The sequence below is a fragment of the Staphylococcus ureilyticus genome, assembly GCF_025558845.1.
GTDB classification, from domain to species: Bacteria; Bacillota; Bacilli; order Staphylococcales; family Staphylococcaceae; genus Staphylococcus; species Staphylococcus ureilyticus.
Genome location: NZ_CP094825.1, coordinates 335,581 through 362,523 on the forward strand (window position 1 = coordinate 335,581; position 26,943 = coordinate 362,523).

The 26,943-nt window shown below is 33.3% G+C and carries 27 protein-coding genes and 1 pseudogene; 20 read left to right on the plus strand and 8 right to left on the minus strand.

The window, feature by feature from the left end; all coding sequences use genetic code 11:
* Window positions 1-37 precede the first annotated feature (37 nt).
* From MUA21_RS01530 to MUA21_RS01570, 9 genes and pseudogenes are all read left to right on the plus strand, one after another.
* On the plus strand, window positions 38-847 hold the full coding sequence (locus tag MUA21_RS01530; protein ID WP_262561674.1) for an acyltransferase family protein: 810 nt from the start codon (window positions 38-40) through the stop codon (window positions 845-847).
* Window positions 814-2,064 carry an acyltransferase family protein gene (locus tag MUA21_RS01535; protein ID WP_262561675.1) on the plus strand — a complete coding sequence of 417 codons (1,251 nt, stop codon included), beginning with the start codon at window positions 814-816 and terminating at the stop codon, window positions 2,062-2,064. The genes MUA21_RS01530 and MUA21_RS01535 overlap by 34 nt, the downstream gene beginning before the upstream one ends.
* Before the next feature lie 76 nt (window positions 2,065-2,140).
* Complete coding sequence (locus MUA21_RS01540; protein ID WP_157948047.1) at window positions 2,141-2,296, plus strand: hypothetical protein; 156 nt, start codon at window positions 2,141-2,143, stop codon at window positions 2,294-2,296.
* Window positions 2,297-2,666: 370 nt separating this feature from the next.
* On the plus strand, window positions 2,667-4,034 hold the full coding sequence (locus MUA21_RS01545; protein ID WP_262561676.1) for an AMP-binding protein: 1,368 nt from the start codon (window positions 2,667-2,669) through the stop codon (window positions 4,032-4,034).
* Window positions 4,035-5,177 (plus strand): thiolase family protein, encoded by a 1,143-nt coding sequence (locus tag MUA21_RS01550; protein WP_262561677.1) that lies wholly within the window; start codon window positions 4,035-4,037, stop codon window positions 5,175-5,177.
* Window positions 5,149-5,532, plus strand: coding sequence for a VraC family protein (locus tag MUA21_RS01555; protein ID WP_107525605.1), 384 nt, complete (start codon window positions 5,149-5,151; stop codon window positions 5,530-5,532). The genes MUA21_RS01550 and MUA21_RS01555 overlap by 29 nt, the downstream gene beginning before the upstream one ends.
* Window positions 5,513-5,779, plus strand: a complete 267-nt coding sequence (locus MUA21_RS01560) for a hypothetical protein (RefSeq protein WP_107525604.1) — start codon at window positions 5,513-5,515, stop codon at window positions 5,777-5,779. The genes MUA21_RS01555 and MUA21_RS01560 overlap by 20 nt, the downstream gene beginning before the upstream one ends.
* A gap of 186 nt (window positions 5,780-5,965) precedes the next feature.
* A pseudogene (locus tag MUA21_RS01565) lies at window positions 5,966-7,374 on the plus strand (MFS transporter).
* A gap of 306 nt (window positions 7,375-7,680) precedes the next feature.
* Window positions 7,681-8,121: an ASCH domain-containing protein gene (locus MUA21_RS01570; protein WP_070657564.1), complete on the plus strand. Its 441-nt coding sequence runs from the start codon at window positions 7,681-7,683 to the stop codon at window positions 8,119-8,121.
* A 247-nt stretch (window positions 8,122-8,368) separates the two neighbouring features.
* Here MUA21_RS01570 and vraX read toward each other — a convergent pair whose 3' ends face one another.
* Window positions 8,369-8,539 (minus strand): C1q-binding complement inhibitor VraX, encoded by a 171-nt coding sequence (vraX, locus tag MUA21_RS01575; protein ID WP_019468209.1) that lies wholly within the window; start codon window positions 8,537-8,539, stop codon window positions 8,369-8,371.
* A 284-nt stretch (window positions 8,540-8,823) separates the two neighbouring features.
* Here vraX and isaB point away from each other — a divergent pair, with 284 nt between their 5' ends.
* Window positions 8,824-9,351 carry an immunodominant staphylococcal antigen IsaB family protein gene (gene isaB / locus MUA21_RS01580; RefSeq protein WP_073343439.1) on the plus strand — a complete coding sequence of 176 codons (528 nt, stop codon included), beginning with the start codon at window positions 8,824-8,826 and terminating at the stop codon, window positions 9,349-9,351.
* An 82-nt stretch (window positions 9,352-9,433) separates the two neighbouring features.
* Here the strand turns inward: isaB and thiD are convergent, their stop codons facing one another.
* On the minus strand, window positions 9,434-10,264 hold the full coding sequence (gene thiD / locus MUA21_RS01585) for a bifunctional hydroxymethylpyrimidine kinase/phosphomethylpyrimidine kinase (RefSeq protein WP_107525601.1): 831 nt from the start codon (window positions 10,262-10,264) through the stop codon (window positions 9,434-9,436).
* A gap of 244 nt (window positions 10,265-10,508) precedes the next feature.
* On the opposite strand from thiD, the gene MUA21_RS01590 reads away from it, so the two are divergent.
* The 4 genes from MUA21_RS01590 (at window position 10,509) to MUA21_RS01605 (ending at window position 13,492) form a co-directional block, all read left to right on the plus strand.
* Entirely contained in the window at window positions 10,509-11,174 is a 666-nt protein-coding gene (locus tag MUA21_RS01590; protein ID WP_256277550.1) for a uracil-DNA glycosylase, read from the plus strand.
* A 5-nt stretch (window positions 11,175-11,179) separates the two neighbouring features.
* Complete coding sequence (locus tag MUA21_RS01595; protein WP_107525600.1) at window positions 11,180-11,551, plus strand: DUF5327 family protein; 372 nt, start codon at window positions 11,180-11,182, stop codon at window positions 11,549-11,551.
* A 24-nt stretch (window positions 11,552-11,575) separates the two neighbouring features.
* The gene (locus MUA21_RS01600; protein WP_046207271.1) at window positions 11,576-11,938 is read left to right on the plus strand and encodes a DUF423 domain-containing protein; all 363 of its coding nucleotides are present in this window, start codon (window positions 11,576-11,578) and stop codon (window positions 11,936-11,938) included.
* Between the two features lie 63 nt (window positions 11,939-12,001).
* Window positions 12,002-13,492, plus strand: coding sequence for an APC family permease (locus MUA21_RS01605; protein ID WP_064209592.1), 1,491 nt, complete (start codon window positions 12,002-12,004; stop codon window positions 13,490-13,492).
* Window positions 13,493-13,694: 202 nt separating this feature from the next.
* On the opposite strand, the gene MUA21_RS01610 is transcribed toward MUA21_RS01605, so the two are convergent.
* The 3 genes from MUA21_RS01610 to hemQ all read right to left on the minus strand — a co-directional run bounded on the left by MUA21_RS01610 (window position 13,695) and on the right by hemQ (window position 16,531).
* Window positions 13,695-14,147 (minus strand): threonine/serine exporter family protein, encoded by a 453-nt coding sequence (locus MUA21_RS01610; RefSeq protein WP_046207273.1) that lies wholly within the window; start codon window positions 14,145-14,147, stop codon window positions 13,695-13,697.
* 11 nt (window positions 14,148-14,158) lie between these two features.
* Window positions 14,159-14,932, minus strand: coding sequence for a threonine/serine exporter family protein (locus MUA21_RS01615; RefSeq protein WP_046207274.1), 774 nt, complete (start codon window positions 14,930-14,932; stop codon window positions 14,159-14,161).
* A gap of 849 nt (window positions 14,933-15,781) precedes the next feature.
* Window positions 15,782-16,531 (minus strand): hydrogen peroxide-dependent heme synthase, encoded by a 750-nt coding sequence (hemQ, locus tag MUA21_RS01620; RefSeq protein ID WP_046207275.1) that lies wholly within the window; start codon window positions 16,529-16,531, stop codon window positions 15,782-15,784.
* Window positions 16,532-16,702: 171 nt separating this feature from the next.
* Between hemQ and pta the strand changes: the two genes are divergently transcribed.
* From pta to MUA21_RS01650, 6 genes are all read left to right on the plus strand, one after another.
* The gene (gene pta / locus MUA21_RS01625) at window positions 16,703-17,689 is read left to right on the plus strand and encodes a phosphate acetyltransferase (RefSeq protein WP_107525598.1); all 987 of its coding nucleotides are present in this window, start codon (window positions 16,703-16,705) and stop codon (window positions 17,687-17,689) included.
* Window positions 17,689-18,528, plus strand: coding sequence for a lipoate--protein ligase family protein (locus MUA21_RS01630; RefSeq protein WP_046207277.1), 840 nt, complete (start codon window positions 17,689-17,691; stop codon window positions 18,526-18,528). Before pta ends, MUA21_RS01630 begins: the two co-directional genes overlap by 1 nt.
* Window positions 18,529-19,070: 542 nt before the next feature.
* Entirely contained in the window at window positions 19,071-19,994 is a 924-nt protein-coding gene (mvk, locus tag MUA21_RS01635; protein ID WP_073343428.1) for a mevalonate kinase, read from the plus strand.
* A gap of 4 nt (window positions 19,995-19,998) precedes the next feature.
* Entirely contained in the window at window positions 19,999-20,982 is a 984-nt protein-coding gene (mvaD, locus tag MUA21_RS01640; RefSeq protein WP_064209589.1) for a diphosphomevalonate decarboxylase, read from the plus strand.
* 12 nt (window positions 20,983-20,994) lie between these two features.
* Window positions 20,995-22,071: a phosphomevalonate kinase gene (locus tag MUA21_RS01645; protein ID WP_046207280.1), complete on the plus strand. Its 1,077-nt coding sequence runs from the start codon at window positions 20,995-20,997 to the stop codon at window positions 22,069-22,071.
* Window positions 22,072-22,494: 423 nt separating this feature from the next.
* A complete protein-coding gene (locus MUA21_RS01650) occupies window positions 22,495-22,833 on the plus strand; it encodes a YuzB family protein (protein ID WP_064209587.1) in 339 nt (112 codons plus the stop codon).
* A 179-nt stretch (window positions 22,834-23,012) separates the two neighbouring features.
* Here the strand turns inward: MUA21_RS01650 and MUA21_RS01655 are convergent, their stop codons facing one another.
* Genes MUA21_RS01655 through MUA21_RS01665 form a run of 3 tightly spaced genes read right to left on the minus strand, consistent with a single transcriptional unit; the run spans window position 23,013 to window position 26,707 of the window.
* On the minus strand, window positions 23,013-23,795 hold the full coding sequence (locus MUA21_RS01655) for an SDR family NAD(P)-dependent oxidoreductase (protein ID WP_262561680.1): 783 nt from the start codon (window positions 23,793-23,795) through the stop codon (window positions 23,013-23,015).
* Between the two features lie 19 nt (window positions 23,796-23,814).
* The gene (locus MUA21_RS01660; protein ID WP_046207283.1) at window positions 23,815-25,062 is read right to left on the minus strand and encodes an MFS transporter; all 1,248 of its coding nucleotides are present in this window, start codon (window positions 25,060-25,062) and stop codon (window positions 23,815-23,817) included.
* 49 nt (window positions 25,063-25,111) lie between these two features.
* Window positions 25,112-26,707 carry a xylulokinase gene (locus MUA21_RS01665; RefSeq protein WP_107525596.1) on the minus strand — a complete coding sequence of 532 codons (1,596 nt, stop codon included), beginning with the start codon at window positions 26,705-26,707 and terminating at the stop codon, window positions 25,112-25,114.
* Window positions 26,708-26,943: the final 236 nt, after the last annotated feature.

Sequence of the window (26,943 nt, forward strand, 5' to 3'; positions counted from 1 at the left end):
TTCTTTTTATAAAGGATCATAATTAAAGGAGAACAAAATGGAAAATAGGAAAAATTTAATAGACATAGAAAGAAAATTCAGACCAGAAATAGAAGGTTTAAGGATAGTTGCAGCTTTGCTAGTTGCAATTTATCACATTTGGTTTGGAAAAGTATCAGGTGGTGTAGATGTTTTCTTTGTAATCTCAGGTTTTTTAATTACTACATCCATTATTTCTACAATAAACCGAACAGGTGATTATAAATTTTGGCCATACATATCTAAGTTGTTGAAAAGACTACTACCATCAGCATTATTTATTGTTTTAGTAACATTAATATTAAGCTTATTCTTTTTACCTTCGACTATTTTAGTGAAAACAATTAAAGAATCATTAGCTTCCATATTTTATTACCAAAATTGGCAATTGGCATTTAGTAGTACCGACTATTTAGATGCTAATCAAATGAAAAGTCCATTAGAACATTTTTGGGCTATGTCCATACAAGGACAATTTTATATCATTTGGTTTTTGTTATTTACTTTTGTACTATTTTTAGTTAGAAGATATTCACTTTCAAATGGTAAGAAACTCGTCAATTTCTTTCTAGGAATCATATTTATTGTTTCGTTTATTTATTCGATATATCTTACTATCGTGAATCAACCTTTCGCATACTTTATAACCTTTACAAGAGTATGGGAATTTGCACTGGGTGGGTTGCTATGTGTAAACCTAGCTAGTATTAAAATTAATAAAAAAGTAGCTGCCATCATAGGGTGGATAGGTCTAGTAGGATTGATATTAACAGGGCACTCTTTGATGTTTCTACAATGTTTCCTGGCTACATTGCTTTATGGCCGATGACTTGTGCTTTATTAATTGTGCTCTCAGGTAATGTGGATACTAAATATGGTGTGAAAAGATTTTTATCTTTACCTATTATGACAAAATTAGGTGGTATATCATTTGGTATTTATTTATGGCACTGGGTATTACTGTCATTTTTCAAATACAAAATAGCTGAAAATCCTTCAATATTAGAAGGGGTTATAATTATTTTATTATCTATAGTTCTATCTTTATTAATGACTAAATATATTGAAGCGCCTATAAGAAATAATAAAATAAACAAAAAAGCGTTTAAACCAATTTTAGTGATGTTAGCAATTAATTTGTTATTGGTCATTGCACTATCCATAATACATTTTTCAAATAAAAGTAATATGGACAAGCCTATCAATACAAATGATTATCCGGGTGTAAATGCTATTTTTAAACAATTGAATGTAAAAGAACAGAACCCAATACCTAACTCAGCAAATACATTTGATGACTTACCACAATCTCACAAAGATGGAAGTAACCAAAACCTCAAAGATACAGATGTTAAAGTAGGAAAATATGGTAAAACAAAAGATTATAAAGCGACTATTGCGTTAGTAGGTAGTTCTCACTCAGAACATTGGCTTGGTGGCTTTATCAAAGCAGCAGAAAAAAATGATTATAGAGTGTTAAATATTACTAAATCAGGCACACGTTTTTCGAGTGGTTATGAAGATGATTCGATTAAAGGTAAGTGGGTAAAAAATGTGAATAAATATTTGGAAAACAACGATGATATTGACTTAGTAGTTTCACATGCTACTTCCGCTGCAAGTGATAGTAAGTGGGTGCAAGATCAAATGGTAAATCAACTCAATATTGTAAAAAATGATTATGGTATTGACGTTTTAGCAATTAGAGATATACCAACATATAATTTTAACGTTGCTGAGGAATTTGATAAGTATGGTGAGAAAAAAATAATTAATAAAATGAATAATTATCATAGTCAACAAGATCAATCGTATTGGAAGAAGTTTATACAAAACAATAATAATATGTATACATTTGACCCAACTGAATATTTCAAAGAAGATAACCAATATAAACCGGTTATTGGTAATGTTGCAATTTATAGAGATATGGATCATATGACAAATACTTATTCAGAATCGTTTGGGGATATGCTGGCAGAAAAATTGAAATATGCAATCGAAAATAAAGAGGACAATAAAGATAAAAACTTAAATGAAATATAGCGATTAGTATTTCTTTTTTAGTTCAATAAGTATGATTATGTTGTTTAATATAAGTAATGGGAAAGGGGAATTATTTATGAAGTTTGTAAAAGGAATTATTGGTTTCATTTGTATTAATTTATCGATTTTGGGAGTAATAAACATTTTAAAGCGGTATAAAAAAGATTCTATTACAGTAGATGAGGATACATCAGACAAAGCATATGCGTTGATTATTAACAATATTGACTAAATCATTCAATGATAACTGAGAGTGAATAGATATGAATATTTGATTATCAAAGAATAACTAATAAATTGATGTTACTAACAAATTAGGGGAAGTAATTGAAATAAATACAAAAAGTATTTATTTTGAATACTTGCCCTTTTTTTAATCATTTACTTAATAAAAAGATTTAGAAATATAGCTTTATATGCTTAAAATTGGGATAATTCACCACGAATTGTGCCATTTTTTGTATTTTAAGGAAAACAAGATTCAAAATGACTCAATTTGAATTAAAAATTTGGGATGTTTATGGCATTGGACACCAAATGTTTTCATTATATTATTCTATGCCCTAAATGTTAATATATTTTGTATAAAAGTTAACAAAGGGGTGTTGCATTTGGAAATTTTAGAAAAAATAGAAAATCACGCTAAGAAACAACCGCATCAAGTTGCTTTGCGCTTTGATGAACAAGCATTAACATATGATGAATTAATTAAAGAATTAAATAACAAAAGTGACTTATTTTCTAATATACCTAAACATAGCATTGTAGGATTGGTCACACGACATCCGCAGAAGGCAATGATTATTTATTTAGCATTGTTAAAAAGTGAGTGTGTACCATGTATTTTTGATGATAGATGGTCGAGCGTGCAAACCTTCAATTTAGTCGAAAAATACGGTGTTCAATATCTTATGGAAGAAGAGGATTTAAGTATACATAATGTGACCAAAAAAGATAATTCCAAGGACGATGAAGATTTGTTACATATCGGTTTTACATCTGGAACGACAGGCTTACCTAAAGCATATTATAGGGGAAAGTTATCTTGGATTAAGTCTTTTTCCAAAAATGATCAGTTATTTGACAGAATGATAAATACAGTTGTTGCTCCGGGTCCGTTGTCGCATTCTTTATCGTTATATGCATGTATTTATGCATTATATACAGGTAGAACATTTATTGGACAGCGATATTTTGAAGCCAAGCGTTTAATGCAGACAATCCAACACCAAAAAGTAAACACAGCGTGTTTTATGGTGCCAACAATGATACAAGCTTGCGTTGCAACTCAAATTTTAATAGAAGGAAAACATTATATTTTAAGTACTGGGGATAAACTTGGCTTACATATTCGTCAACGTATTCAACAATGTTTCCCTAAAAGTGATCTAATTGAGTTCTTTGGGACATCAGAAGCTAGCTTTATTAGTTATAACTTCAATAATAGTGCACCACCAGAATCTGTTGGCAAATTGTTTCACAACGTGCACGTGAATATTGAACAGCCTGACGTATCAGGTATAGGCCTACTAAAGATAAGAAGTGATATGTCATTTGGTGGTTATGTTGATGAAGATGTCAGCGATGATAGTTGGATTGAAACAGGAGATTTTGCATCATGTGACGCGCATGCACATTTATTTTTACATGGTAGAAAGCATGATCGTATGATTATTGGTGGACGTAATGTTTATCCGTTTGAAATTGAACAGCATGCAAAATCCATTAATTTATTCAAAGAAGTAGTTGTTATCAGTGAAAAACATTCTAAATTTGGAGAAATTGCCGTATTACTATATACCGGTGATCATACAGTTCGTTATAACGATTTTAGAAAAATTATGAAACATCTTGTAGCGCGTTACCAAATACCATCGAAACTAGTTAAAGTAAAGCAAATGGTCTATACCTCAAGTGGAAAGATTGCGCGCGAACGTATGAAACAATGCTATTTAAAAGGAGAATTATAAATGAATGAAGCGGTAATTATAGCAGCGAAACGTACAGCATTTGGGAAGTATGGCGGGAAATTGCGACATTTAGAACCTGAATTATTATTACAGCCACTATTCAATTATTTGAAAAATAACTTTCCAGCAATTGTTAGTAATATAGATGACGTGATTTTAGGTAATGTTATCGGAAATGGAGGTAATATTGCGCGAAAGGCACTTTTAGAAGCTGGATTAAATCAACAAGTGCCAGGTGTGACGGTTGATCGCCAATGTGGTTCGGGATTAGAGGCTGTAAATCAAGCCTGTCGCATGATACAAGCAGGTGCAGGGTCAATATACATTGCAGGTGGCGTGGAAAGTACAAGCAGAGCACCCTGGAAGATTAAGCGGCCACAATCTGTATATGACACACATTTACCAGAATTTTATGAAAGAGCATCATTTGCACCTCAAGGCCAAGATCCATCTATGATACAAGCAGCTGAAAATGTTGCAGAAAGATATGGTATATCAAGATTTGAACAAGATGAATTCGCATGGCATAGTCATCAAAAAACGCTTGATGCATATAACCATCGTAAGATTACTCAAGAGATAACGCCACTGATGATTAAAGGGGAAACATTTCAACAAGATGAAAGTATTAAACCTAAATTAATGCAACAAACGCTAAATCGATTAAAGCCATTATTACCAAACGGGAGCATTACTGCTGGCAATTGTTGTATGAAAAATGACGGTGCCGTACTACTACTTGTCATGGAAAAAACACTTGCTAAAGCATATGGCATACACAGTGGATTATCATTCATTGACCAAGTAACTATAGGTGTAGACCCAAATATACTTGGTATTGGTCCTGTACCTGCTATAGAAAAACTATTAGCAAAGCAGCAATTGTCTTTAAATGATATCGATGCTATAGAATTAAATGAAGCTTTTGCATCACAAGTGTTAGCAAGCCAACAAGCTTTAAACGTACCAGCTAAAAAATTAAATATTTATGGTGGCGCGATAGCTACTGGACATCCTTATGGCGCAAGTGGTGCTGCACTTGTTACACGGCTATTCTATATGGAACATAAACATAGGACAATTGCAACTATGGGTATTGGAGGAGGTATGGGCAATGCCACATTATTTGAAAGATGGTCATGAACAACGAGAAATGATATTCCCAAAAAAAGATGTAGAAGCTTATAATCAATTGTTTGCACAAACGAATAGCGTTGATGTTTCGCCACTTTATTGTGCAAGCCTGTGGCCCGAATTTGAATTGTTCAAACCGTTTATTTCTAGTAAGTTACTATTAAAATCAACAGAAATTGAACAATATCATCCCTTAGCAATAGATGTCAGATATCAAGTGCAATTAACAATAATTGAACAAAAAAGAATTCGTCAATTTATCAAATATAGCTTTGAAATGAAAATAAATAAAAATCTGACTAAATGTATATATATTAAGCAAACGTTTTTAGAGAAGGTGAAAAATGATACAGATATTACCTAACGATGTAGAACGATATTTGAGACTTGTCAAAGATGAGAATCCTTTGCATCAACATATTGTACCAGGACAAATGATTGTACAAATTGCATTGATATACAATGAATTGAATTGGAAAAATTATAAAATTAATTATGTTGAACCAGTTGATACATATGAATTTCTTCATTTTGATTTTGAAAGCAATAATAAATTAATCGTGAAAAATAATTATGATAAAGTTAAAGTTACTATTTGTAAAAATAAATAAGTAATCATTGAAAATTGTCCTTAACTAGATAACAAACTTAAAAATAAAAAGAATTTTTCCATATTTAAAAACAACTACAATTTTTGTATAAAAATTAAAAAATAGAATTTAAAAAATTTGAAACAGTTTGACATACACTCCGAACTCAGTATAATAAGTAAACATGTTAAGAGAGTGACTTAAATCGTGGATTATGAACAAGATTTTGATAAAAGTAATATTAATAAGGTGAATCCTAGAACTGCGAAAAAAACTGTATTTGCAACCGGTATTGGTAATGCGATGGAATGGTTCGATTTCGGGTTATATTCTTACCTAGCAGTTATATTGGGGCAAAACTTTTTTAGTTCGGTAGAAAATGACCAGTTAAAAACGATATTTACATTTGCCACATTTGCAATTGCATTTTTATTAAGACCAGTAGGTGGCATTATTTTTGGTATTATTGGTGATAAATTTGGTAGGAAAGTCTTTTTAACGACAACCATTATCATGATGGCATTTTCAACTTTGTTAATTGGTTTATTACCTACATATGATCAAATAGGTGTATGGGCGCCAATTTTACTATTATTAGGTAGAGTGCTTCAAGGGTTTTCAACTGGTGGAGAGTATGCAGGTGCGATGGTTTATGTTGCTGAATCCTCACCAGATAAATCTAGAAATGGTCTTCAGGTTTGGAAATTGGTACATTATCAGGTTATATCGCCGCATCAGTAATCAGTGGCTTACTATTTTTCTTTTTAAATGAGGAACAAATGGCTACATGGGGATGGAGAATACCATTTATTTTGGGTCTATTTTTAGGTATATTTGGTTTTTATTTAAGAAGAAAATTAGAGGAATCTCCAGTATTTGAAAATGAAATAGCTACACAACCTAAACGAGATAACATCGGATTTTTCACAATTGTTCGATATTACTACAAAGATATTATTGTATGTTTTGTAGCTGTAGCATTCTTTAATTGTACTAATTATATGGTAACTTCATATATGCCATCTTATTTACAACAAATAATTAAATTAGATAGCACAACGGTTTCTGTACTTATCACGGTTGTCATGGCAGTAATGATTCCATTGGCATTAATGTTTGGTAGAGTTGCAGATCGCATCGGAGAGAAAAAAGTCTTTTTAATCGGGCTATGTGGCACAGCTATTTTTAGTACTGTGGCATTTGCGTTATTCCAATCAGGTTCGTTGGTTTTAATAATTGTAGGTATATTTACGTTAGGATTTTTCTTGTCTACTTATGAAGCAACGATGCCAGGTTCATTACCAACGATGTTTTATACGCATATCCGTTATCGAACATTGGCGGTAACATTCAATATGTCAGTATCATTATTTGGTGGAACAACACCGTTAATTGCTTCTTCATTGGTTGCGAAAACAGGAGATCCGCTTTCACCAGCTTATTATTTAGCGGCAATGAGCGTCATAGGGATTATCGTTATTTCATTGTTACATGTCAGCACAGCAGGTAAATCGCTTAAAGGTTCATATCCAAATGTTCAAAGCGATGAAGAATATGAATATTATACGAAAAATCCTGAGAAAGCTTTATGGTGGGCAGACGATAAACGCGTATAAGCCGAATGACATTACAAACGACTAGTAAGAAAAAAGTATGCTAGCTATCGATACTAAAACTGAATAGTAGAAATTTAAAAATAGGTTATTCATTTCCTTTTAGAGTTAGGAAGTGAGTACCTATTTTTTTAGTAAATTTCACTATTATTGCAAGAAAGAATAGATTTCTTGCAATAGTCTAGATATTTATATTTTAGTGTATTATCTCATTTTGGTAGTAGAATAACATAGGATAGCAATGGTTATATCATTTATTTATGTTATGTTTAAGAAGGAAAAGGACATACATAGTTTGGAGGAAAAATGATGACAGTAGAACAATATTGGGAGAATTTTGTACAATTATTTCCATCTTATAAGGGCAAAACATATGAAGCATGGTCATTTGGTGTAGATGAGGATACATTAGCAGAATTAGTAAAACAAGGTGAAAAAACGGCTACGACAAGTGGTTACGAAACTTATCAAGTTGATGGTGAACCACTACCTCAAGTGGGAGATGTGAGCGTGATTTTAAATAAAAAAGGGGAACCACAATGTGTGATTGAAACAACACATGTATATCAAACAACTTTTAATGCTGTCTCTGACCATCACGCTTATTTAGAGGGTGAAGGCGATAAGTCACTAGCTTACTGGCGTAAAGCACATATTGATTTCTTTGAACCTTACTATGCATCTCTAGGATTGGCATTTAACGAATCTACTATTGTAGTGTGTGAGGAATTTAAAGTTTTATATAAATAAGTAAAGTGGTACATAAGTTAGGATCGCTTCGAGTGCGCTCTCCAAGCAAACAAAGGGGACAATCTTTGCCTAACTATGTACCACTTAGGGTGAGTGTTTATAAGGGATGTGTTATACCATGTATATATAATGGGACAGTTACATATATATGGCGCATATTTCTAAAGGGGAATTCTTTGTTCTGTTTCTTCTAATTTTAGTCTTGGAACTTACGCTTCTGTTTTTTCATCGATGTATTGAAGTGTAGCTAATAACTTACATTTAAGTTATCAACATCACTTTCAAGTAGAGAGAGTAACGTATATAATTCATTCTTGCTGAAATTTTCATCGCATTTAACAGAAATCGTTTTGAACGTCTTGGTGATAATTTCATAGATAGGGTTACCATTCTCAAAAGATTGTTCGTAGATAATCATGATGTCATACCTCCTTGTCTCTCTACACTTATTATAATAATAGATATGTATGCGAAATACATGAGTCTACAGTATCAACTTTTTATCAGTCGAACGTCGTATAATCATAAAATACTTTATTTTAATTTTTGTTGTATTAATACTATCACTTAAATGTTTATGCTATTAAAAAGCAAAAATAATATATTGTGTATTCGGTTTATATTTGCACTTTTTGAAACATTTCTGTAACATTGTAATCGAATCGTAATGCGATTCGAAAATTTTAAATGGAGTGATACAGAATGAATAAGATTGCAAAGACTTTTGTAGCTGGAAGCATTGTATTTGGAACTGCATTAGGCATAAGCGTTTCTGATGAAGGCGTATCACATAGCGAAGCACAAGCAGCAACAACACCTTATTATCAATATGAAGGAAATGCTGGTAACGACCCTAGCTTTTTATTAAATGAACAATTTAAAAATGGAATCAAATATGGCAAGGTTACTTTTAATGGCGTGAATGTAAGTGCAAGAACAGTAGAGGGTGGCAAGACAACTCAGAAATATGACCAAACTTTCTCAGACTATTCAAAAGATGATAATATAGCAAGTAACGTTAATTTTTCTATAAAAGGGAACTTAACTTATGAGCAAGTCAAAGATGCTTATGGAAAAGATTTAAGTAAGATTAAAACACCAGATAAACAACCTAAAGGTACAGGTGTATACGCATATCAATCTCAAAATAATGGGCCAACCGTTTTCTTTGAAATGAAAGATGGTCAAGTCAATGAAGTGAATATTGGGTATGGCGGATACGGTGGTTAAATAAAAACATAAATGAGTAAAGCAACTTAAAAAAGGCGCACGTTCATCATCAGAAATGGACGTGCGCTTAGTTTATATTTGATTAAACTTCTGTAACTTTGACATCGATGTGTTCTATACGATTATAGGCACCGTGGTCAACAGGACCGACGAAGTCGTTCATTTTCCAACCGTTTTTAATTGCAGATGCAACAAATGCTTTAGCAGCGATGACGGCTTCTTTAGGAGATTTGCCTTTTGCTAAATATGCAGTAGTTGCTGCGGCAAATGTACAACCAGCTCCGTGATTATAACTTTGTTGGAACATATCAGTAGTTAGTTGATAGTAGTTTTCCCCATCATAGTATAAGTCATAAGATTTATCTTGATCTAACGCTTTACCACCTTTAATTATAATGTGTTGTGCACCTTGTTGATGAATGATATCAGCAGCTTTTTTCATATCGTCTATTGATTTTAAAGTGCCGAGGTTTGCAAGTTGACCAGCTTCGAATAAATTCGGTGTTACGACTGTAGCTTTTGGTAACAAATATTCAATCATTGCATCAGTATTGCCAGGATTTAAAACTTCATTTTCTCCTTTGCATACCATAACTGGATCTACTACAAAGTAGTTCGCACCAGATTCAACATATGCTTCGCCGGCACGTTTGATAATTTCTTGCGTCCCTAGCATGCCCGTCTTCACTGCATCCGGACCGATTGATATAGCTGTTTCTAATTGTTTTTCAAAAACATCGAATGGAATTGGCGTAACATCATGAGACCAAGATTCTTTATCCATTGTTACAATTGATGTTAATGCAACAATACCGTATGTTCCTAACTCTTGGAATGTTTTTAAATCTGCTTGCATGCCTGCACCGGCACTTGTATCTGAACCAGCAATGGTTAAAGTTTTTTTCAATGCCATTAATTTTCACTCCTAAATATGCTTTTATATATATCATACCACGTTTGTCGACTATTCTAAATCATGACGTTTACAATGTAATAAGGTTACAATGATAAATAAATTAGTATATCCTTTTGATTCTATTACTGATACATATTAAAATGAAATAAAATATATTCATTTTAATTGTGTTTATGATAAAGTGAGTACTACTAATCTCACGAGCGAGTAAGTAGTGCTTTATGTTACTAAATTAATCGAGGTGAGCGATATGGAGTGGTCGGATGTTTTTCATAAAATTACTACAGAACATGATTTTACTGAAATGCATAATTTTTTAGAAAATGAATATACGACAAAGATAGTCTATCCAGATAGGGAAAATATTTATCAGGCTTTTGATTTAACGCCTTTTGAAAAAGTGAAAGTTGTTATCTTAGGTCAAGATCCTTATCACGGACCAAATCAAGCACATGGTTTAGCATTTTCTGTGCAACCGAATGCTAAATTTCCGCCTTCATTAAGAAACATGTATAAAGAACTTGAAGACGATATCGGTTGTGTAAGAAAATCACCACATTTACAAGATTGGGCAAGAGAAGGCGTTTTATTATTAAATACTGTTTTGACAGTCCGACAAGGAGAAGCGCATTCTCACAGAGATATAGGGTGGGAAACTTTTACGGATGAAGTCATTAAAACAGTTTCAGAAAATTTGAGTAATGTTGTGTTTATATTGTGGGGTAAGCCTGCACAACAAAAAATAAAACTGATTGACACAGCGAAACATCATATTATTAAATCGCCACATCCAAGCCCATTATCTGCATATCGCGGATTTTTCGGTTCAAAACCGTATTCATTAACAAATGCATATTTACAAAAAAATGGTATTGAACCTATAAACTGGTGTGAAAGTGGGTTGTAAAATAAATGGAAAAAGAGAAAATTATTCAACTTATTGAGCAAGAATTAGTTCAAGCAGATGAAGCTAAAAATGATGCAGAATTTGAAAAGCATATCTATGCCATTCATACACTAACGTCACTCGTAAATAGTTCAAATAGCAAACATCATTTTAAAGATAATACGTATTCAGTATCTGATTCATTCAAATCATCTCGAAATGTAGAACAAACTGCTGCAAGTAAGAAGCAAGGCATCTCACCAGAAGAAATTCAAGCAATGGGCGGAAAAGTACCTGCCTCATCGACAAAATTTGCAAATGCTAATACTTCACTAAATGCTAATAAATTGGTAACAGATGATGAAATTGGTAATGGAGATTCAATATTTGATTTTTAATTCAAGAAAGAGAGGTTAATTTTTATGAAATTATTTATTATTCTCGGTGCTTTAAATGCTTTAATGGCTGTTGGTACTGGTGCATTTGGCGCGCATGGTTTGGAAGGTAAGTTATCGGATAAATATTTATCCGTATGGGAAAAAGCAACTACTTATCAAATGTATCACGGCCTTGGTTTACTATTAATTGGAATTATAAGTGGTACAACGTCAATTAATGTGAATTGGGCAGGATGGCTATTATTCTTAGGTATTGTATTTTTCAGTGGTTCGCTATATATTTTAGCATTAACTCAAATTCGTATACTTGGAGCAATTACACCAATTGGAGGTATTTTATTTATTATAGGTTGGTTAATGTTAGTGATTGGTACGATTAAATTATAAATTTATAATTGTTATAGAATTCATCTTAGGGGTATAATACATCCCATGAGGTGAATTTTATTTATGGGAAAAAATGATAGGAAAGTAGATAGAGGAGATTTAAAACAAAACTTATCTGAGAAATTTGTTTGGGCAATTGCCTATGGTTCATGTATCGGCTGGGGTGCATTTATTTTACCTGGTGATTGGATTGGTCAATCTGGACCTATTCCAGCAGCTATAGGTATTGTAATTGGCGCATTATTAATGATTTTAATTGCGGTAAGCTACGGCGCACTTGTTGAACGCTTCCCAGTTTCTGGTGGGGCTTTTGCGTTTAGCTTTTTAGGTTTTGGTAGATACGTAAGTTTTTTCTCATCTTGGTTTTTAACTTTTGGTTATATTTGTGTAGTAGCCTTAAACGCAACTGCATTCAGTTTATTAATTAAATTTTTATTACCTGATGTTTTAGAAACAGGTAAATTATATACCATCGCAGGATGGGATGTTTATATTACCGAAATATTAATTGCATCATTGTTATTGATTGTATTTATGTTTATTGCGATTAAGGGCACGAGTGTTTCAGGCTCACTACAATTTTATTTCTGTGTGGCAATGGTCATTACAATCTTATTGCTATTTTTCGGCTCGTTCTTTGGTAATAATTTTTCATTGGAAAATTTACAACCATTAGCGAACAAAGAAAAAGGCTGGCTTACATCAATTGTAATGATAGTTGCAGTAGCACCGTGGGCTTATGTAGGTTTTGATAATATCCCACAAACTGCCGAAGAATTTGATTTTTCTCCAAATAAAACGTTTAAACTGATTGTGTATAGTTTATTAGCAGCAGCATTCACATATGTGTTAATGATTTTATATACAGGCTGGCTAAGTAGCTCAGAAACGAGTTTGAACGGGCAATTATGGTTAACAGGTGCCGTCACGAGTGGTGCATTCGGCTATATAGGTTTAGCAATTTTAGCGATTGCTATTATCATGGGTATTTTTACTGGTTTAAATGGATTTTTAATGAGTTCAAGTCGTCTATTATTCTCAATGGGACGTTCAGGTATTATGCCTTCAGTATTTAGTAAACTGCATAATAAATATAAAACACCATATGTCGCAATAATATTCCTTGTAGCTATCACATTGATTGCACCTTGGTTAGGTCGTACAGCATTGACATGGATCGTTGATATGTCATCTACAGGTGTTTCAATCGCTTACTTTATTACATGTTTATCAGCAGCGCGTTTATTTAGCTATGACAAAACAAGTAACACTTATGGTCCGGTATATAAGACATTTGCGATTATAGGTACAGTAGTATCATTTGTTTTCTTATTACTATTATTAATTCCTGTTTCACCAGCTGGACTATCAATGCCATCTTATATTGCATTATTTGGTTGGTTAATTATAGGATTAATCTTTTTCGTAATTCGTTATCCTAAATTAAAACAAATGGATAATGATAAACTAAGTAAATTGATATTAAATCGTTCTGAAGATGAAGTAGTGAATCTGATTAATGAGAATAAAGTGACGAACCAAACACATAAATAGAAGTTAATCATTGATTATTTATGAAATAAACATATAAATCATTGGAAACGGATTTTCTGAAAAATTTTGAATATGAAACGACTCCTATCAATAGCAGTGGACTTTAAGTTCATATTGATAGGAGTTTTTAAAATCAAATAATGATATTTAATACAAAAAATCTGAGGACTTTAAAGATCCTCAGATTTTTTATGTTCAATGCTCATATGTGTTTTTTGCTAAATTTTGTGCCAGAAACGATGAGTTTAGATATTTGATCAGCAAATAATAAGCCTAAAGCGATTGCGCCGGCAATTAGCGTTACTTCTAGCATCGTGTTAATAGCTTTACTAAAGTCTAACAAAATAAGATTTTTAGTAGCGTCAAAGGCTAATCCTCCAGGCACCAATGGTATAATACCTGGTACCATAAATAGAATCACTGGTTCTTTTTTGTAGCGAGCCATTACATGACTAAGTAAACCCAATGCTAGACTTCCAAAGAAGCTTGAATAAATTGTATGAAGTTCGAGACCATCATAAAACAATGTATAAACCATCCAACCACATGCACCAACAATTCCAACAGCATTATATAAATATTTTGGAACATCAAATATAATACCGAAGAAGAGTGAAGCGGTATAACTAAATATTAAATTTAAAATCCAAAACATAAGCATTGCTCCTAAGAAATAATAAGTATTGTACCGACACCTGCACCAATACCAAAGGCAGTTACTAGGGCTTCTAATGATTTAGTAGTAAACATTAACATATGCCCGCTAAATAAATCTTGAATTGCATTTGTAATTAAAACACCAGGTACGATTGGCATCACAGCTGATATAATAATTGTTGAAATAGAGCCACCTTGTATGATGGCATTTCCAAACACTGCCACTGCTCCAATAACGAGAGCCCCCATAAATTCTGGAATGAATTTAGTATGTAAATTTCTATTCAAAAGTTCTACAACTAGATACCCTAAAGCACCTGCAACGAGTGCAGTGAATACATCCACTAAATAACCACCTTGTAAATATAGAAAACTGATTGAGATAATCGCAGCGGCAATAAATTTAAAAAACAAATCATGATTAATGCTCTGTTCATGATATATTTTTTGTAATTCTTGATATGCATCTTCAACTGATAGCGTCCCCTCGGAAAGTTGTCTAGAAACGCGATTGGTTCTTGATATACGATGTAGATTGGTGTCTCTAGTTCGTATTCTATAAATTCTTGGATAAGATTCATTATGTAACATAAAATTAATGACTGTATTTGTAACAAAACTATTACTTTCTGTATAACCTAACGTGAAAGCAATACGCGTCATTGTATCTTCTACACGTGAACCTTCTGCCCCAGACTCAAGTAAGATTCTGCCAGCGAGGATTATGACATCTTTTGCTATTTTTTCTTCATAATTTTCTGAGTATTGAACATTTCTTGTCATTTAATCACCAATTATATTTTATTTAACTAAACTATTCGTAACTGTATTTTCATGGGATATATAAGTAAGTTAATATTTTTTATTGTAACACTTTATTCAAATGATATGTTGGGTAAAAAGACACATATTGTGTTTTAAAAAATGAGTTTTATACAACTTTAGTAATGCAAATATGTTTCAAATATTTCAAATAGGTTAAAATAGTATTAGTTGACTGTTACAAAATATTGAGTAGCGACAATATTTAACAGTTGACCCTTAAATTAAGTAGTGATTAAAGTTCTCCCAAACACACTACATTCAGACAGGCACACTTGTTTTATTTCAAGTGTGCCTTTTTTAGTCGCTCTACTTTCTACGAAGTAGAAAGTTAGAGCGACTTATGCATGCGAGGAGCATGCGAACCGAATCAAACGAAGTAGAAAGTAGAGCGACTTATGCATGCGAGGAGCATGCGAACCGAATCAAACGAAGTAGAAAATAGAGCGACTTATGCATGCGAGGAGCATGCGAACCGAATCAAACGAAGTAGAAAGCAAGAGCGACTAATACATGTAACTCATGACAATAGCTATCTTTTGAGATTTAGTAGTCAAATTCAAACATAGGTATTGAATGATTTATTGTAATTGTACCTAAAAGGGCAAAATATAATGGCAGTGCGCCTAAAATATGTACGTTTGAGACGTAATTGTAGTTATATATGAATGCAAAAAAATGATATATAAAAGCCCCTCCATTATTAAATGAAGGGGTTGATCATAGTTTATAAAAAATAAAGTTATACTCTAAAACAAGAAAGATTGTAATTTGTATTAAAAATAACATTAGTTAAAATATAGTGATAAATTATATTTCAAAAAGCGTTGGTAAACTATCTTTGGTGATAATGTTACCCACATAGAAACTGCCGAAATCACCGTAACGTGCCGTCGTTTCGTCAAATCTCATTTCAGAAACAATTTTTTTAAATTGAAGTGGGTCATCTGCAAATAGCGTGACACCCCATTCGAAATCATCAAAGCCCATAGAGCCTGTGATAAATTGTTTGATTTTACCAGCATATTGACGACCGATTTTACCGTGATTGTACATTAGTTCTTGTCTTTCTTCTAATGGCAACATATACCAGTTATAAGTTTCATTACGACGTTTGTCCATAGGATAGAAACAAATATATTCGGATTGAGGTAATTCTGGATATAATCTTGGTTTGATATGTGGATTTTCGTATGGATCTTCGTCAGATTTTCCTGCTAAATAATTGCCGAGTTCAATAATCGAAACATATGAGTATGTCGGAATTAAAAAGTCAGTGATTTTCAATTTGTTAAATTCATTTTCAAAAGCATTTAAATCTTTTAATTCAGGACGTAATGCCCATAAAAGAATATCTGCTTTTTGACCAGTAATATTATAAAATGCGTGATCGCCGACATGGTTCGTACGTGCTTCTTTGTGTTTATCTAAAAATGATTGCAACTCTTCAACTAACGTTTGACGTTCATTTTCTGGAACTAGACGTAAACTAGCCCAATCTATAGCATATAATAAATGTAAACTATACCAACCATCTAAAGTTTCTGGCGCTTGTGGCATATTGAATCGCTCCTTTATAAATAATTCTATATCTACACTGAAAATTCTATCATAAAGGTAACTGTAAAACATAAGTAAATGATTACAAATTGGTGACATGGAATTCTATAAAAAAATGACGTATAATAGTAATGGAAAAAATAATAGTATTAAAAATTTGAGGAGGCCCATATGTCTTTATTAGATGTATTACAAGAGAAATTGTCAGGAAAAAATGTGAAAATTGTTTTACCTGAAGGAGAAGATGAACGCGTATTAACTGCGGCAACACAATTACAAAGTACAGATTATGTAACACCAATATTATTAGGTAATGAAGCAAATGTTAATGCGTTAGCTAAAGACAAAGGTTTAGATATTTCAAACTTAGAAATTATCGATCCTGAAACGAGTGATTTGAAACAAGAGTTAGTGACAGCTTTTGTTGAACGTCGTAAAGGGAAAGCAACTGAAGCCCAAGCTCAAGAAATGTTAAAAGACGTAAATTACTTTGGTACGATGCTAGTATATACTGGTAAAGCTGAAGGTTTAGTAAGTGGTGCTGCGCACTCTACAGGTGATACCGTTCGTCCAGCCCTACAAATTATAAAAACAAAACCAGGTGTAACTAAAACATCAGGTATATTCTTTATGATCAAAGGTGAAGAACAATATATCTTTGGTGATTGTGCGATTAATCCTACATTAGAAGCACAAGATTTAGCGGAAATTGCGGTAGAAAGTGCAAAATCTGCTCAAAGTTTTGGCATGTCTCCACGTGTAGCAATGTTAAGTTTTTCAACAAAAGGTTCTGCAAAATCGGATGATGTTGAAAAAGTTTCCAATGCGGTAGCGTTAGCACAAGAAAAGGTTGAAACTGATCAACTTAAAGATGTGGTTATTGATGGAGAATTCCAATTTGATGCAGCAATTGTACCTGAAGTTGCTAAGAAAAAGGCACCGGATGCACAAATTCAAGGCGATGCAAATGTATTTATTTTCCCAAGTTTAGAAGCGGGTAATATTGGATATAAAATCGCACAACGCCTTGGTGGTTATGATGCGGTAGGCCCGGTATTACAAGGTCTTAATTCACCAGTAAATGATTTATCTCGTGGTTGTTCAATAGAAGACGTGTATAATTTATCAATCATCACTGCTGCACAAACATTACAATAATGGATTTAGCAAGTAAGTACTTTAATAGTGCCACTTGGCGTTATGTAGATCATTCTTCTGGTTTAGCACCGATGCAGTCATTTGCATTTGATGATACTTTGTCAGAAAGTGTAGGCAAAGATTTATCAAGCAGTGTGGTACGTACTTGGATACATCAACATACAATTATTTTAGGTATCCATGATTCAAGATTACCGCACTTGCAAGATGGTATTCGCTATTTAACTGAAGAACGAGGGTATAATGCGATTGTGAGAAACTCAGGTGGTCTAGGTGTTGTATTAGACCAAGGTGTACTCAATATTTCACTTATTTTTAAAGGCAAGCATGATATTACGATTGATGAAGCATTTTCAGTCATGTACTTATTAGTGTCGAAAATGTTTGAAGATGATGATGTTGAAATTGAGACCTATGAGATTGAACAATCATATTGTCCAGGTAAATTTGATTTAAGTATTAATGGGAAGAAATTTGCCGGTATTTCGCAAAGACGTGTTCGAGGTGGCATAGCTGTCCAAGTGTATCTATGCGTAGAAGGCGATGGCAGTGAACGCGCTGCATTGATGAAAGCATTTTATGAACGCGCATTACAAGGCGAGCGTACTAAATTTGAATACCCCGATATTGATCCTCAATGCATGGCATCTTTATCGCAATTATTAGGCAGAACATTAACAGTTCAAGATGTGATGTTCCAGTTACTATATGCGTTAAAAGATTTAGGCGCCAATTTGACGATGGAAGACATTACGGATGATGAGTGGCAACGATATGAAGGTTATTTTGACAAGATGATTGAACGCAATGCTAAAGTTAATCAAAAAATGGACGAATGAGACAAAGACTAGAAACGATACAATATAATGTATTCGTTTTTAGTCTTTTTATTTATAATTGTATAATGGAAAGATTACTATAATTTGTTGAATTATAGTAATTAAATAAGTAATATAGTGAAAGTATACGTTAAAAATCAAAAATAAATTAATAAAATAAAGTGAAGTTTTTGAATAATAGGTCATCGCGTTTTATAATAAATAAGTATTGTTTATAATTAGTAGCAGGTATTAACTTTTTGCTCATTTCGTTCAATTTTGATACAAATTAAAAAACTATGTCTCAAGACGTATGTCAATATATGAAATTTGTGAGATAATATACTTTGATTTGTGTGAAAATCGATTGAGTTGTGTAAAAATGCACGTAATGGTTGCTTGATTAAAAATGAAAAGCATGAATACTATAGCGAAATGCTATTAAACACAAAATTTCCCGGGAAATGTTAAGATAACTAGGAATGAAATTGAGATTAATAAAATTCGCGGTGCAAAGCATATATTATTTAAATTTAAAGAAAATACTAAAGGTGATTGAAAATATGGCACAACAAGGTTATGGGGAAGCGAATGGCAAGGTGATTTTAATAGGTGAGCACGCGGTGACATTTGGAGAGCCTGCAATTGCGATTCCATTTACGACAGGGAGAGTGAGTGCATTAATTGAGTCTTTAAATGCATCAGAGTCTTCCTATATTAAAAGTGAAGTGTATGATGGTGAATTGGTTTACGCACCTGAACACTTAAAATCAGTAATAACGAGGTTTATTGATAAATATGATATTGCAACACCCATCAAAGTTTCTATAGATACGAACTTACCACCATCAAGAGGCCTAGGATCAAGTGCTGCAATGGCAGTCGCATTTGTACGTGCGAGTTTCGATTATATAAATAAACCCTTAACAGATGCGGTTTTGATAGAAGAAGCGAATTGGGCAGAACGTATTGCGCATGGCAAACCCAGTGGGATAGATACACAAACCATAGTATCTAACAAGCCAGTTTGGTTTCAAAAAGGAAAGGTTACTACATTAAAGCCTTTAGATTTAAATGGGTATATGGTTGTGATAGACACTGGTATTCGTGGTTCAACAAAACAAGCAGTAGAAGACGTACATAATTTATGTAAAGCGGATAGTGGATACCTTAGCTTTGTCGAACATATCGGCAAATTGGTACATGAAGCGCGAGATTCTATCGAACACCATAACTTTGAACAACTTGCTACGGTCTTTAATTTGTGTCAAGAGAATTTAAGAACACTCACTGTTAGTCATGAAAAAATTGAACAATTGTTAGAGGTTAGTAAAGAGCAAGGTGCGATAGCTGGTAAATTAACTGGAGGAGGTAGAGGCGGTAGTATGATTGTTCTAGCTTCTACTTTAGAAACGGCTGAAAAAATTGTGGAAAGTGCACAATCGTTAGGCGCACATCATACATGGATTGAATATTTAGGAGGTTAGTAAGGTGGTTAGTAGTGGCAAAGCACGTGCACATACAAATATTGCACTGATTAAATATTGGGGGAAAGCTGATGAAGCCTATATTATTCCAATGAATAATAGCTTGTCGGTAACATTAGATCGATTTTATACAGAGACTAAAGTAACTTTTTCTGAACAATATACTAAAGATTTATTGATTTTAAATGGACAAACAGTAGATGATGCTGAAGCAACTAAAATTCGTCGTTTTATGGATATTGTTAGAGAACTGGGTAAAACATCTATGTATGCACATATCGAAAGTGATAATTTCGTACCAACAGCTGCAGGTTTAGCCTCATCAGCAAGTGCTTATGCCGCATTAGCAGCAGCATGTAATGAAGCTTTAAAACTTGGATTAACGGGTAAAGCATTATCTAGACTTGCTCGAAGAGGATCAGGATCAGCTTCTAGAAGTATCTATGGCGGTTTTGTAGAGTGGGAAAAGGGTCATGATGATGCATCATCATATAGTTTCCCGATTGATGCAGATCACTGGGAAGATGATTTGTCAATGATATTTGTCGTGATCAATAATCAAACAAAAAAAGTTTCTAGTCGTGCCGGTATGTCACATACGCGTGATACATCTCGTTTTTACCAATACTGGTTAGATCATGTAGATGAAGACATAGCGTCAGTTAAGCGTGCGATTAAAGACAAAGATTTTAAGTATTTAGGAGAAGTTATTGAAGAGAATGGCTTGAGGATGCATGCAACAAATTTAGGTTCACAACCTCCTTTTACATATATGGTAGAAGATAGTTATTTAGCTATGGATATTGTACATCAATGTCGCGAAGCTGGTTACCCTTGTTATTTTACAATGGATGCAGGACCCAACGTTAAAATTTTAGTAGAAAAGAAAAATCAACAGGCAGTCATTGATGCACTAAAAAAATCATTTAATGATGATCAAATTATTGCAAGTGACATTACACGTACAGGTGTTGAAATTATTGAGTAAGGAAGAGATAACATGATTCAAGTAAAAGCGCCAGGTAAGCTTTATATTGCAGGTGAATATGCTGTTACTGAACCTGGGTATAAATCTGTGTTAATAGCTGTTAATAGATTTGTAACGGCTTCGATTGAAGACTCTAATGCTTCAGAAGGTACAATCCACTCAAAAACGTTACATCATGAACCAGTTACATTTCAAAGAGAAGAAGATAAGATAGTCTTATCTGATTTATATGCAGCAAAGCAATTAAAATACGTCATCACAGCTATAGAAGTTTTTGAGCAATTTGTGAGTAGTAATCACATTGACCTAAAACATTTTAATTTAACGATAGATAGTAATTTAGATGACGCAAATGGTCATAAATACGGTTTAGGTTCAAGTGCAGCAGTACTTGTATCTGTAGTAAAAGCTTTAAATGAATTTTATGAGATGCATTTATCAAATCTTTATATTTATAAACTTGCAGTGATTGCAAATATGAAATTGCAAAGTTTGAGTTCTTGTGGAGATATCGCAGTTAGTGTATACACAGGTTGGCTTGCTTATAGTACATTTGATCATGAGTGGGTTTCACAACAAATTGAAGATACTTCTGTCAACGAAGTACTAAATAAAAACTGGCCAGGTTTACATATTGAGCCACTACAACCACCAGAAAATATGGAAGTCTTAATTGGTTGGACAGGATCGCCTGCCTCTTCACATCACTTAGTGAGTGAAGTGAAACGGTTGAAATCTGATCCTACATTTTACGGGAAATTTTTAGAACGTTCACATGCTTGCGTAGAAAAATTAATTCATGCCTTTAAAACGAATCATATCAAAGGTGTACAGCAAATGATTCGGATGAATCGTGAAATTATTCAATCCATGGATAATGAGGCTACGATTGATATTGAAACTGCACATTTGAAAGTGTTATGCTCTGTAGCTGAAAAATATGGTGGTGCTGCTAAAACATCAGGCGCTGGTGGCGGTGATTGTGGTATCACAATCATTAATAATGAAGTTGATAAACAATCAATTTATAAAGAATGGCTAGAAAATGAAGTGAAACCGTTAGAGTTTAGTATCTATCATGGACAATAAGCTTAGGAAAAATAATTTTTAAATGTTGCGTTGTCTTAACCCGTCAAGGATGAGCGGGGGATGATGCTTTAGTTGAGTTGAAACTTATATATAAGTTATACTATCGTAATAAATTGAGAAGCAACACGGCTGTGACAATTGATTTGTCCAGCCGATTTTTGATTGAATTATAAAAATCAGACAGAAAAGTATATAGAAAAAAGTAGTATCACGAACGTGTAATGCTATGTTTTCATACACAACTTTTAGATCTTATGGGGCATAACTTGAAAAAAATTTAAAATAGAGTAAAATAATTAGAGTTGTAATTTATCGTTATAAATATCTTGATGAGGCTTTGATAGGAAATTGAGCGCATATTTCACATAATTTATCAGGAAAATGAGTGAATCATTCACGTTTGGAAAGATGAGGGGATTGATTTTGCAAAATAAATTTTTAATCTGCGATGATTGTCAGGGCGTTAATTGTAAATCTTTACAGAAAAAACTGACAAAATTAGATCCTCATGCAGAAATAGAAATAGGTTGTCAATCGTATTGTGGTCCTGGTCGACGTAAAACTTTTGCATTTGTTAATAATCGCCCATTAGCAGCCTTAACTGAAGATGAGCTTATGGAAAAAATTGAAAAACAGTTGCAAAAACCTAGAGATCCTGAAGAGGAAGAGCGCCTTAGAAAACGCAATGAGGAACGTAAACGACGTAAGGAAGAACAAGATCGCAAACTGAAAGAAAAATTAGCTAAGAAGAAAAGTAAGTGAAAGACACTCAAGGTGGCACATATGAAATGATTGAATTGCACGATGCAGTTTAATCATTTTTGTACTAATGAATATAAAAAAACACTTTTGTTCATGCCGACATATTGTATGTGCATTGAGCAAAAGTGTTTTTTAATTTAATATATTATTGAAACTAGACCATTATATGTTATTAATGTTTAAAGTGCTGTGTAACCACCATCAATTGTGAAGACGCTACCTTGTGCAAATGAAGATGCGTCAGATGCAAGATATACAACGATACCACCGAGTTCATTTGGTGTGCCTGGTCTGCCCATAGGTGTGAATCCCATCCAGTCTTCAATCATTGCTCCACCTTGATCAAAGAAGGGTTTCGTAAGTTCTGTTTTCATATAACCCGGGGCAATTGTGTTTACTTTAATATTGTATTTTGACCATTCCATAGCTAAACTTTTCGTCAACATGATGACACCAGCTTTGGAAGCATTGTACGAACATTGTTCTTGAGGTTTATTAGCAATTAGTCCTGACATAGAGGATGTATTAATGATAGAACCATAGCCTTGTTTAATCATTACACGTCCAACGGATTGAGCAACTAAGAAAATGCCGTTCAGGTTTAAATTTATAACTTTATTCCAATCTTCAAATGACATTTCTTCAGCTTTTGCATTAATCGTCATGCCAGCATTATTAACTAAAATATCAATTTTATTAAATTGTTTTGTAACTTCTTCGACCATTTGATTTACAGCATCTGGATTTGTAACATCTACTTTTAGAACGATCGCTTCTACGCTTTCAGTTTCACTAATTTCTTGTGCAGTATCATTAGCTACCGCTTCATTAATGTCAGCGATAACGATGTTAGCACCAGCTTGTGCTAATGCAGTAGCCATGGCTTTGCCTAAGCCCATCGCGCCTCCTGTTACAATTGCTACTTTTCCATCTAATTTAAATTGTTCTAATATATTTGTCATGTTAAAACTCCTATCCTTTTTAATGATTTGGTTGATTAACTTTCATAAAGAAAGTCAGTATAAATCCTATGAAATAAATAATTGCATATGTCCAAATAGTTAATACAGGACCTCCTATCGGTACGGTTAACGTTGCGATAGCTGGTCCGACAAAGTTGCTTAAGCCAGCAGATAAATTATGAATAGAAACCGCTGCCCCTTTATGATTTGGTTCTAAAATGGGAAAAATGGCTGACATCGGTACAAATGCCGCGACAGCAAAACCAAATACAATCGCTACTGCACCAGCAACCCAAATGTTGGGTCCAGTCGAGATTGGTAAATAGTAAAAGGCTAATGTAGAAATCACCATTCCCATACAGCCAAACCACCGCACTTGTCGTACCCATCCGATTTTATCGCCAACCACACCCCAAAATAGGTTAGTAAAAATAGTTACGATATACATTAATCCCCAAATTCTCAACCATTCTGATGTAGTAAATCCTACGGTATCAGTGAATACGATTGGCATGATAACGACAAGACCAAACAATGCTAATTGGTTAATGATTCTAACTACGCAAGCAATAGCAACTTGAGGATTTTTTAAAATGGTTATACCTTTAGCGAATTCAAGTAATATCTCTTTGGGCGTTAATCTATCGGATTCTTTCTCAGAGCCTTTTCTATCTTTAACTAAAAACATGGCCATTAAACCACCGATTAAAATGAATATTATGGAAGACCATAATGTTCCCATAAATCCAATCCAAGGTATTGTAAAACTAGGTAGATAGGTTCCTAAAAACCCGATACCCACGGAATACATTGCCCAGAACCAGCCCATAGCTGAAGCTAGACGATGTTTTGGAGCTGAATATGTAATCCAGACGACGAAGCTATAGATAAACATCGGATAGGCAAAGCCTCTAATACCATACATAATTAACATCATTGGATAGCTATGTTGCTCTAACCCTAAAGTTAAAAAACCGATATGAAAAATAATCCAAATGATAAACGCAAATGCCATTATTTTTCTCGGGCTAAAAATTTCAGCTAAAATACCGGAAAGCCAAGATGCAACTGCTACAATAAGACCATAAAGTGTTAAGACTGCGGATGCTTGATGTGCTTCAAACCCAAGACTAACAATATATTTTGATAAAAAAGCTTGTTCAATACCATCACCAGTCATGAAAATAGCTACTGCGATATAACCCCAAATTAAAGTTAACGGTAAGCCTAAAAATTGCTTAGAGCTATCTGTACTTAGTGTATTCACAAAAATCTCTCCTAATCTTTAAATATGATTTCTAAAATGTTAATCGACTTTAAATATACTCATCTATCTGTCGTTGGAGAGGTAATAATGTTTTAAATTTTTGAATATAATTTCTAAAACTTTCAACATCTTGAGATTTAGGGTTTAAAGTGATTTGGTCAGTGTTATCAAAAGCTTTAACGTTTAAGTAATTGGCCAAATTTGTATACTGATTTTCTAGTAAATAACGGGATAATATTGCGATACCCCATGCGCCACCTTCACTAGCAGTTTTCATAACACTGACTGGTGTTTCTAATGCTGCAGCTAAATAGGATTGTGCAACTTTGTCTGTTTTAAAAATACCACCGTGACCTAGCATGCTATCAATTTGAATATCTTCATTTTCTTTTAATAAATCAATACCAATTTTCAAAGTACTAAAGGCACTAAAAATATGTGTTTTCATAAAGTTTTCAATATTGAATTCACTATCAACGTGACGTAGGAACATCGGATAACCTTGATTGACATCCGTAATGAATTCTCCAGAGATATAGCCATAAGATAATAATTTTCCTAAGTCTTCATCTCCATTAAAAGCGCTTTCAAATAACTTGGTAAAAAGTTCATTTTTATCATATTTTACATTCATAAGTTGGAAGACTTCTTCAAACAAATGAATCCAAGCATTGATATCAGATGTACAATTATTAGCATGTATCATCGCAACATCATAACCATCAGGTGTAGTTACAATGTCTACTTCAGGATAAACATGGGTAATCGGTTTCTCTAGTACAATCATTGAAAATATACTAGTTCCTGCAGAAACATTTCCGGTTTTTGGTGCTACGCTATTCGTTGCCACCATGCCTGTTGCAGCATCTGATTCTGGTGCACACATTGGACACCCTGGTTCCAGTTCACCATTTGGGTCGATGAGTTTAGCGCCTGTTTTTGTTAAGTAACCAGCAATTTCTCCAGCTACAATGACATTTGGTAACATATCGCTAATATCTTGCGAGTAACCTAAATTTTGAAATAATGTATTAAAACGTTTTAATAGATCTTGACGGAATTGCTTACGTTCGCTGTCAACTGGGAACATACCAGATGCGTCTCCAATACCTAATACCTTTTTATCTGTTAAATACCAATGAACATATCCAGCTAGGGTAGTTAGATAACTAACTTGTTTGACGTGTGCTTCGTCATCTATTGCTGATTGGAACAGCTGAGCGATGCTCCAGCGTTCTGGTATATTTACTTTAAAATCTTCGCGTAACAATTTTGCTGCTTTATTCGCATTGTTATTGCGCCAAGTTCTGAAAGGTACTAATAAATCATCATTGTCATCAAATGCTAAGTAACCATGCATCATACCACTAATTCCTAGAGAAGCTAAGGATTTAATTTGAACATGATAGTTATCCTTAATTGATTGTGACATTTCAGCATAACTTTTTTGAATGCCTACCCATACATCATTAATGGAATAAGTCCAATAACCATTTTCATATTTGTTCTCCCATTCAAAAGAACCTGTTGCAATTGTTTCGCAATTAGGTGCGATAGCAATTGTCTTTATACGCGTAGAGCCTAATTCAATGCCTACAGATAGTTGACCTGATTCAACCAAGTGCTTGATATCATCACTTTCCATTTTGTTGCTCCTTTACTTAAAAAATAATGTAAACGTTATCAAAAATGAATGTTAATTTAAAAATTATGAAAAGTCAATTAAAGATTATTATACATTTAGTTCATATGATAATAACTATAAATTAATAATATTATTTATATTTATTTATAGTTAGGAATTATAATTTATGTTATAGGTGTTGCATTGATTGTGTTATCATTCATTAGTATGAAGCGTATGATAAATAATAAGAATTT

Coding starts and splice junctions, on each gene's coding strand:
- MUA21_RS01530 (WP_262561674.1), top strand. CDS start 38: ATGGAAAATAGGAAAAATTTAATAGACATAGAAAGAAAATTCAGACCA.
- MUA21_RS01535 (WP_262561675.1), top strand. CDS start 814: ATGTTTCCTGGCTACATTGCTTTATGGCCGATGACTTGTGCTTTATTA.
- MUA21_RS01540 (WP_157948047.1), top strand. CDS start 2,141: ATGAAGTTTGTAAAAGGAATTATTGGTTTCATTTGTATTAATTTATCG.
- MUA21_RS01550 (WP_262561677.1), top strand. CDS start 4,035: ATGAATGAAGCGGTAATTATAGCAGCGAAACGTACAGCATTTGGGAAG.
- MUA21_RS01555 (WP_107525605.1), top strand. CDS start 5,149: ATGCCACATTATTTGAAAGATGGTCATGAACAACGAGAAATGATATTC.
- MUA21_RS01560 (WP_107525604.1), top strand. CDS start 5,513: ATGATACAGATATTACCTAACGATGTAGAACGATATTTGAGACTTGTC.
- MUA21_RS01570 (WP_070657564.1), top strand. CDS start 7,681: ATGACAGTAGAACAATATTGGGAGAATTTTGTACAATTATTTCCATCT.
- vraX (WP_019468209.1), bottom strand. CDS start 8,539: ATGATTATCTACGAACAATCTTTTGAGAATGGTAACCCTATCTATGAA.
- isaB (WP_073343439.1), top strand. CDS start 8,824: ATGAATAAGATTGCAAAGACTTTTGTAGCTGGAAGCATTGTATTTGGA.
- thiD (WP_107525601.1), bottom strand. CDS start 10,264: ATGGCATTGAAAAAAACTTTAACCATTGCTGGTTCAGATACAAGTGCC.
- MUA21_RS01595 (WP_107525600.1), top strand. CDS start 11,180: ATGGAAAAAGAGAAAATTATTCAACTTATTGAGCAAGAATTAGTTCAA.
- MUA21_RS01600 (WP_046207271.1), top strand. CDS start 11,576: ATGAAATTATTTATTATTCTCGGTGCTTTAAATGCTTTAATGGCTGTT.
- MUA21_RS01605 (WP_064209592.1), top strand. CDS start 12,002: ATGGGAAAAAATGATAGGAAAGTAGATAGAGGAGATTTAAAACAAAAC.
- MUA21_RS01610 (WP_046207273.1), bottom strand. CDS start 14,147: ATGTTTTGGATTTTAAATTTAATATTTAGTTATACCGCTTCACTCTTC.
- MUA21_RS01615 (WP_046207274.1), bottom strand. CDS start 14,932: ATGACAAGAAATGTTCAATACTCAGAAAATTATGAAGAAAAAATAGCA.
- hemQ (WP_046207275.1), bottom strand. CDS start 16,531: ATGCCACAAGCGCCAGAAACTTTAGATGGTTGGTATAGTTTACATTTA.
- pta (WP_107525598.1), top strand. CDS start 16,703: ATGTCTTTATTAGATGTATTACAAGAGAAATTGTCAGGAAAAAATGTG.
- MUA21_RS01630 (WP_046207277.1), top strand. CDS start 17,689: ATGGATTTAGCAAGTAAGTACTTTAATAGTGCCACTTGGCGTTATGTA.
- mvk (WP_073343428.1), top strand. CDS start 19,071: ATGGCACAACAAGGTTATGGGGAAGCGAATGGCAAGGTGATTTTAATA.
- MUA21_RS01645 (WP_046207280.1), top strand. CDS start 20,995: ATGATTCAAGTAAAAGCGCCAGGTAAGCTTTATATTGCAGGTGAATAT.
- MUA21_RS01655 (WP_262561680.1), bottom strand. CDS start 23,795: ATGACAAATATATTAGAACAATTTAAATTAGATGGAAAAGTAGCAATT.
- MUA21_RS01665 (WP_107525596.1), bottom strand. CDS start 26,707: ATGGAAAGTGATGATATCAAGCACTTGGTTGAATCAGGTCAACTATCT.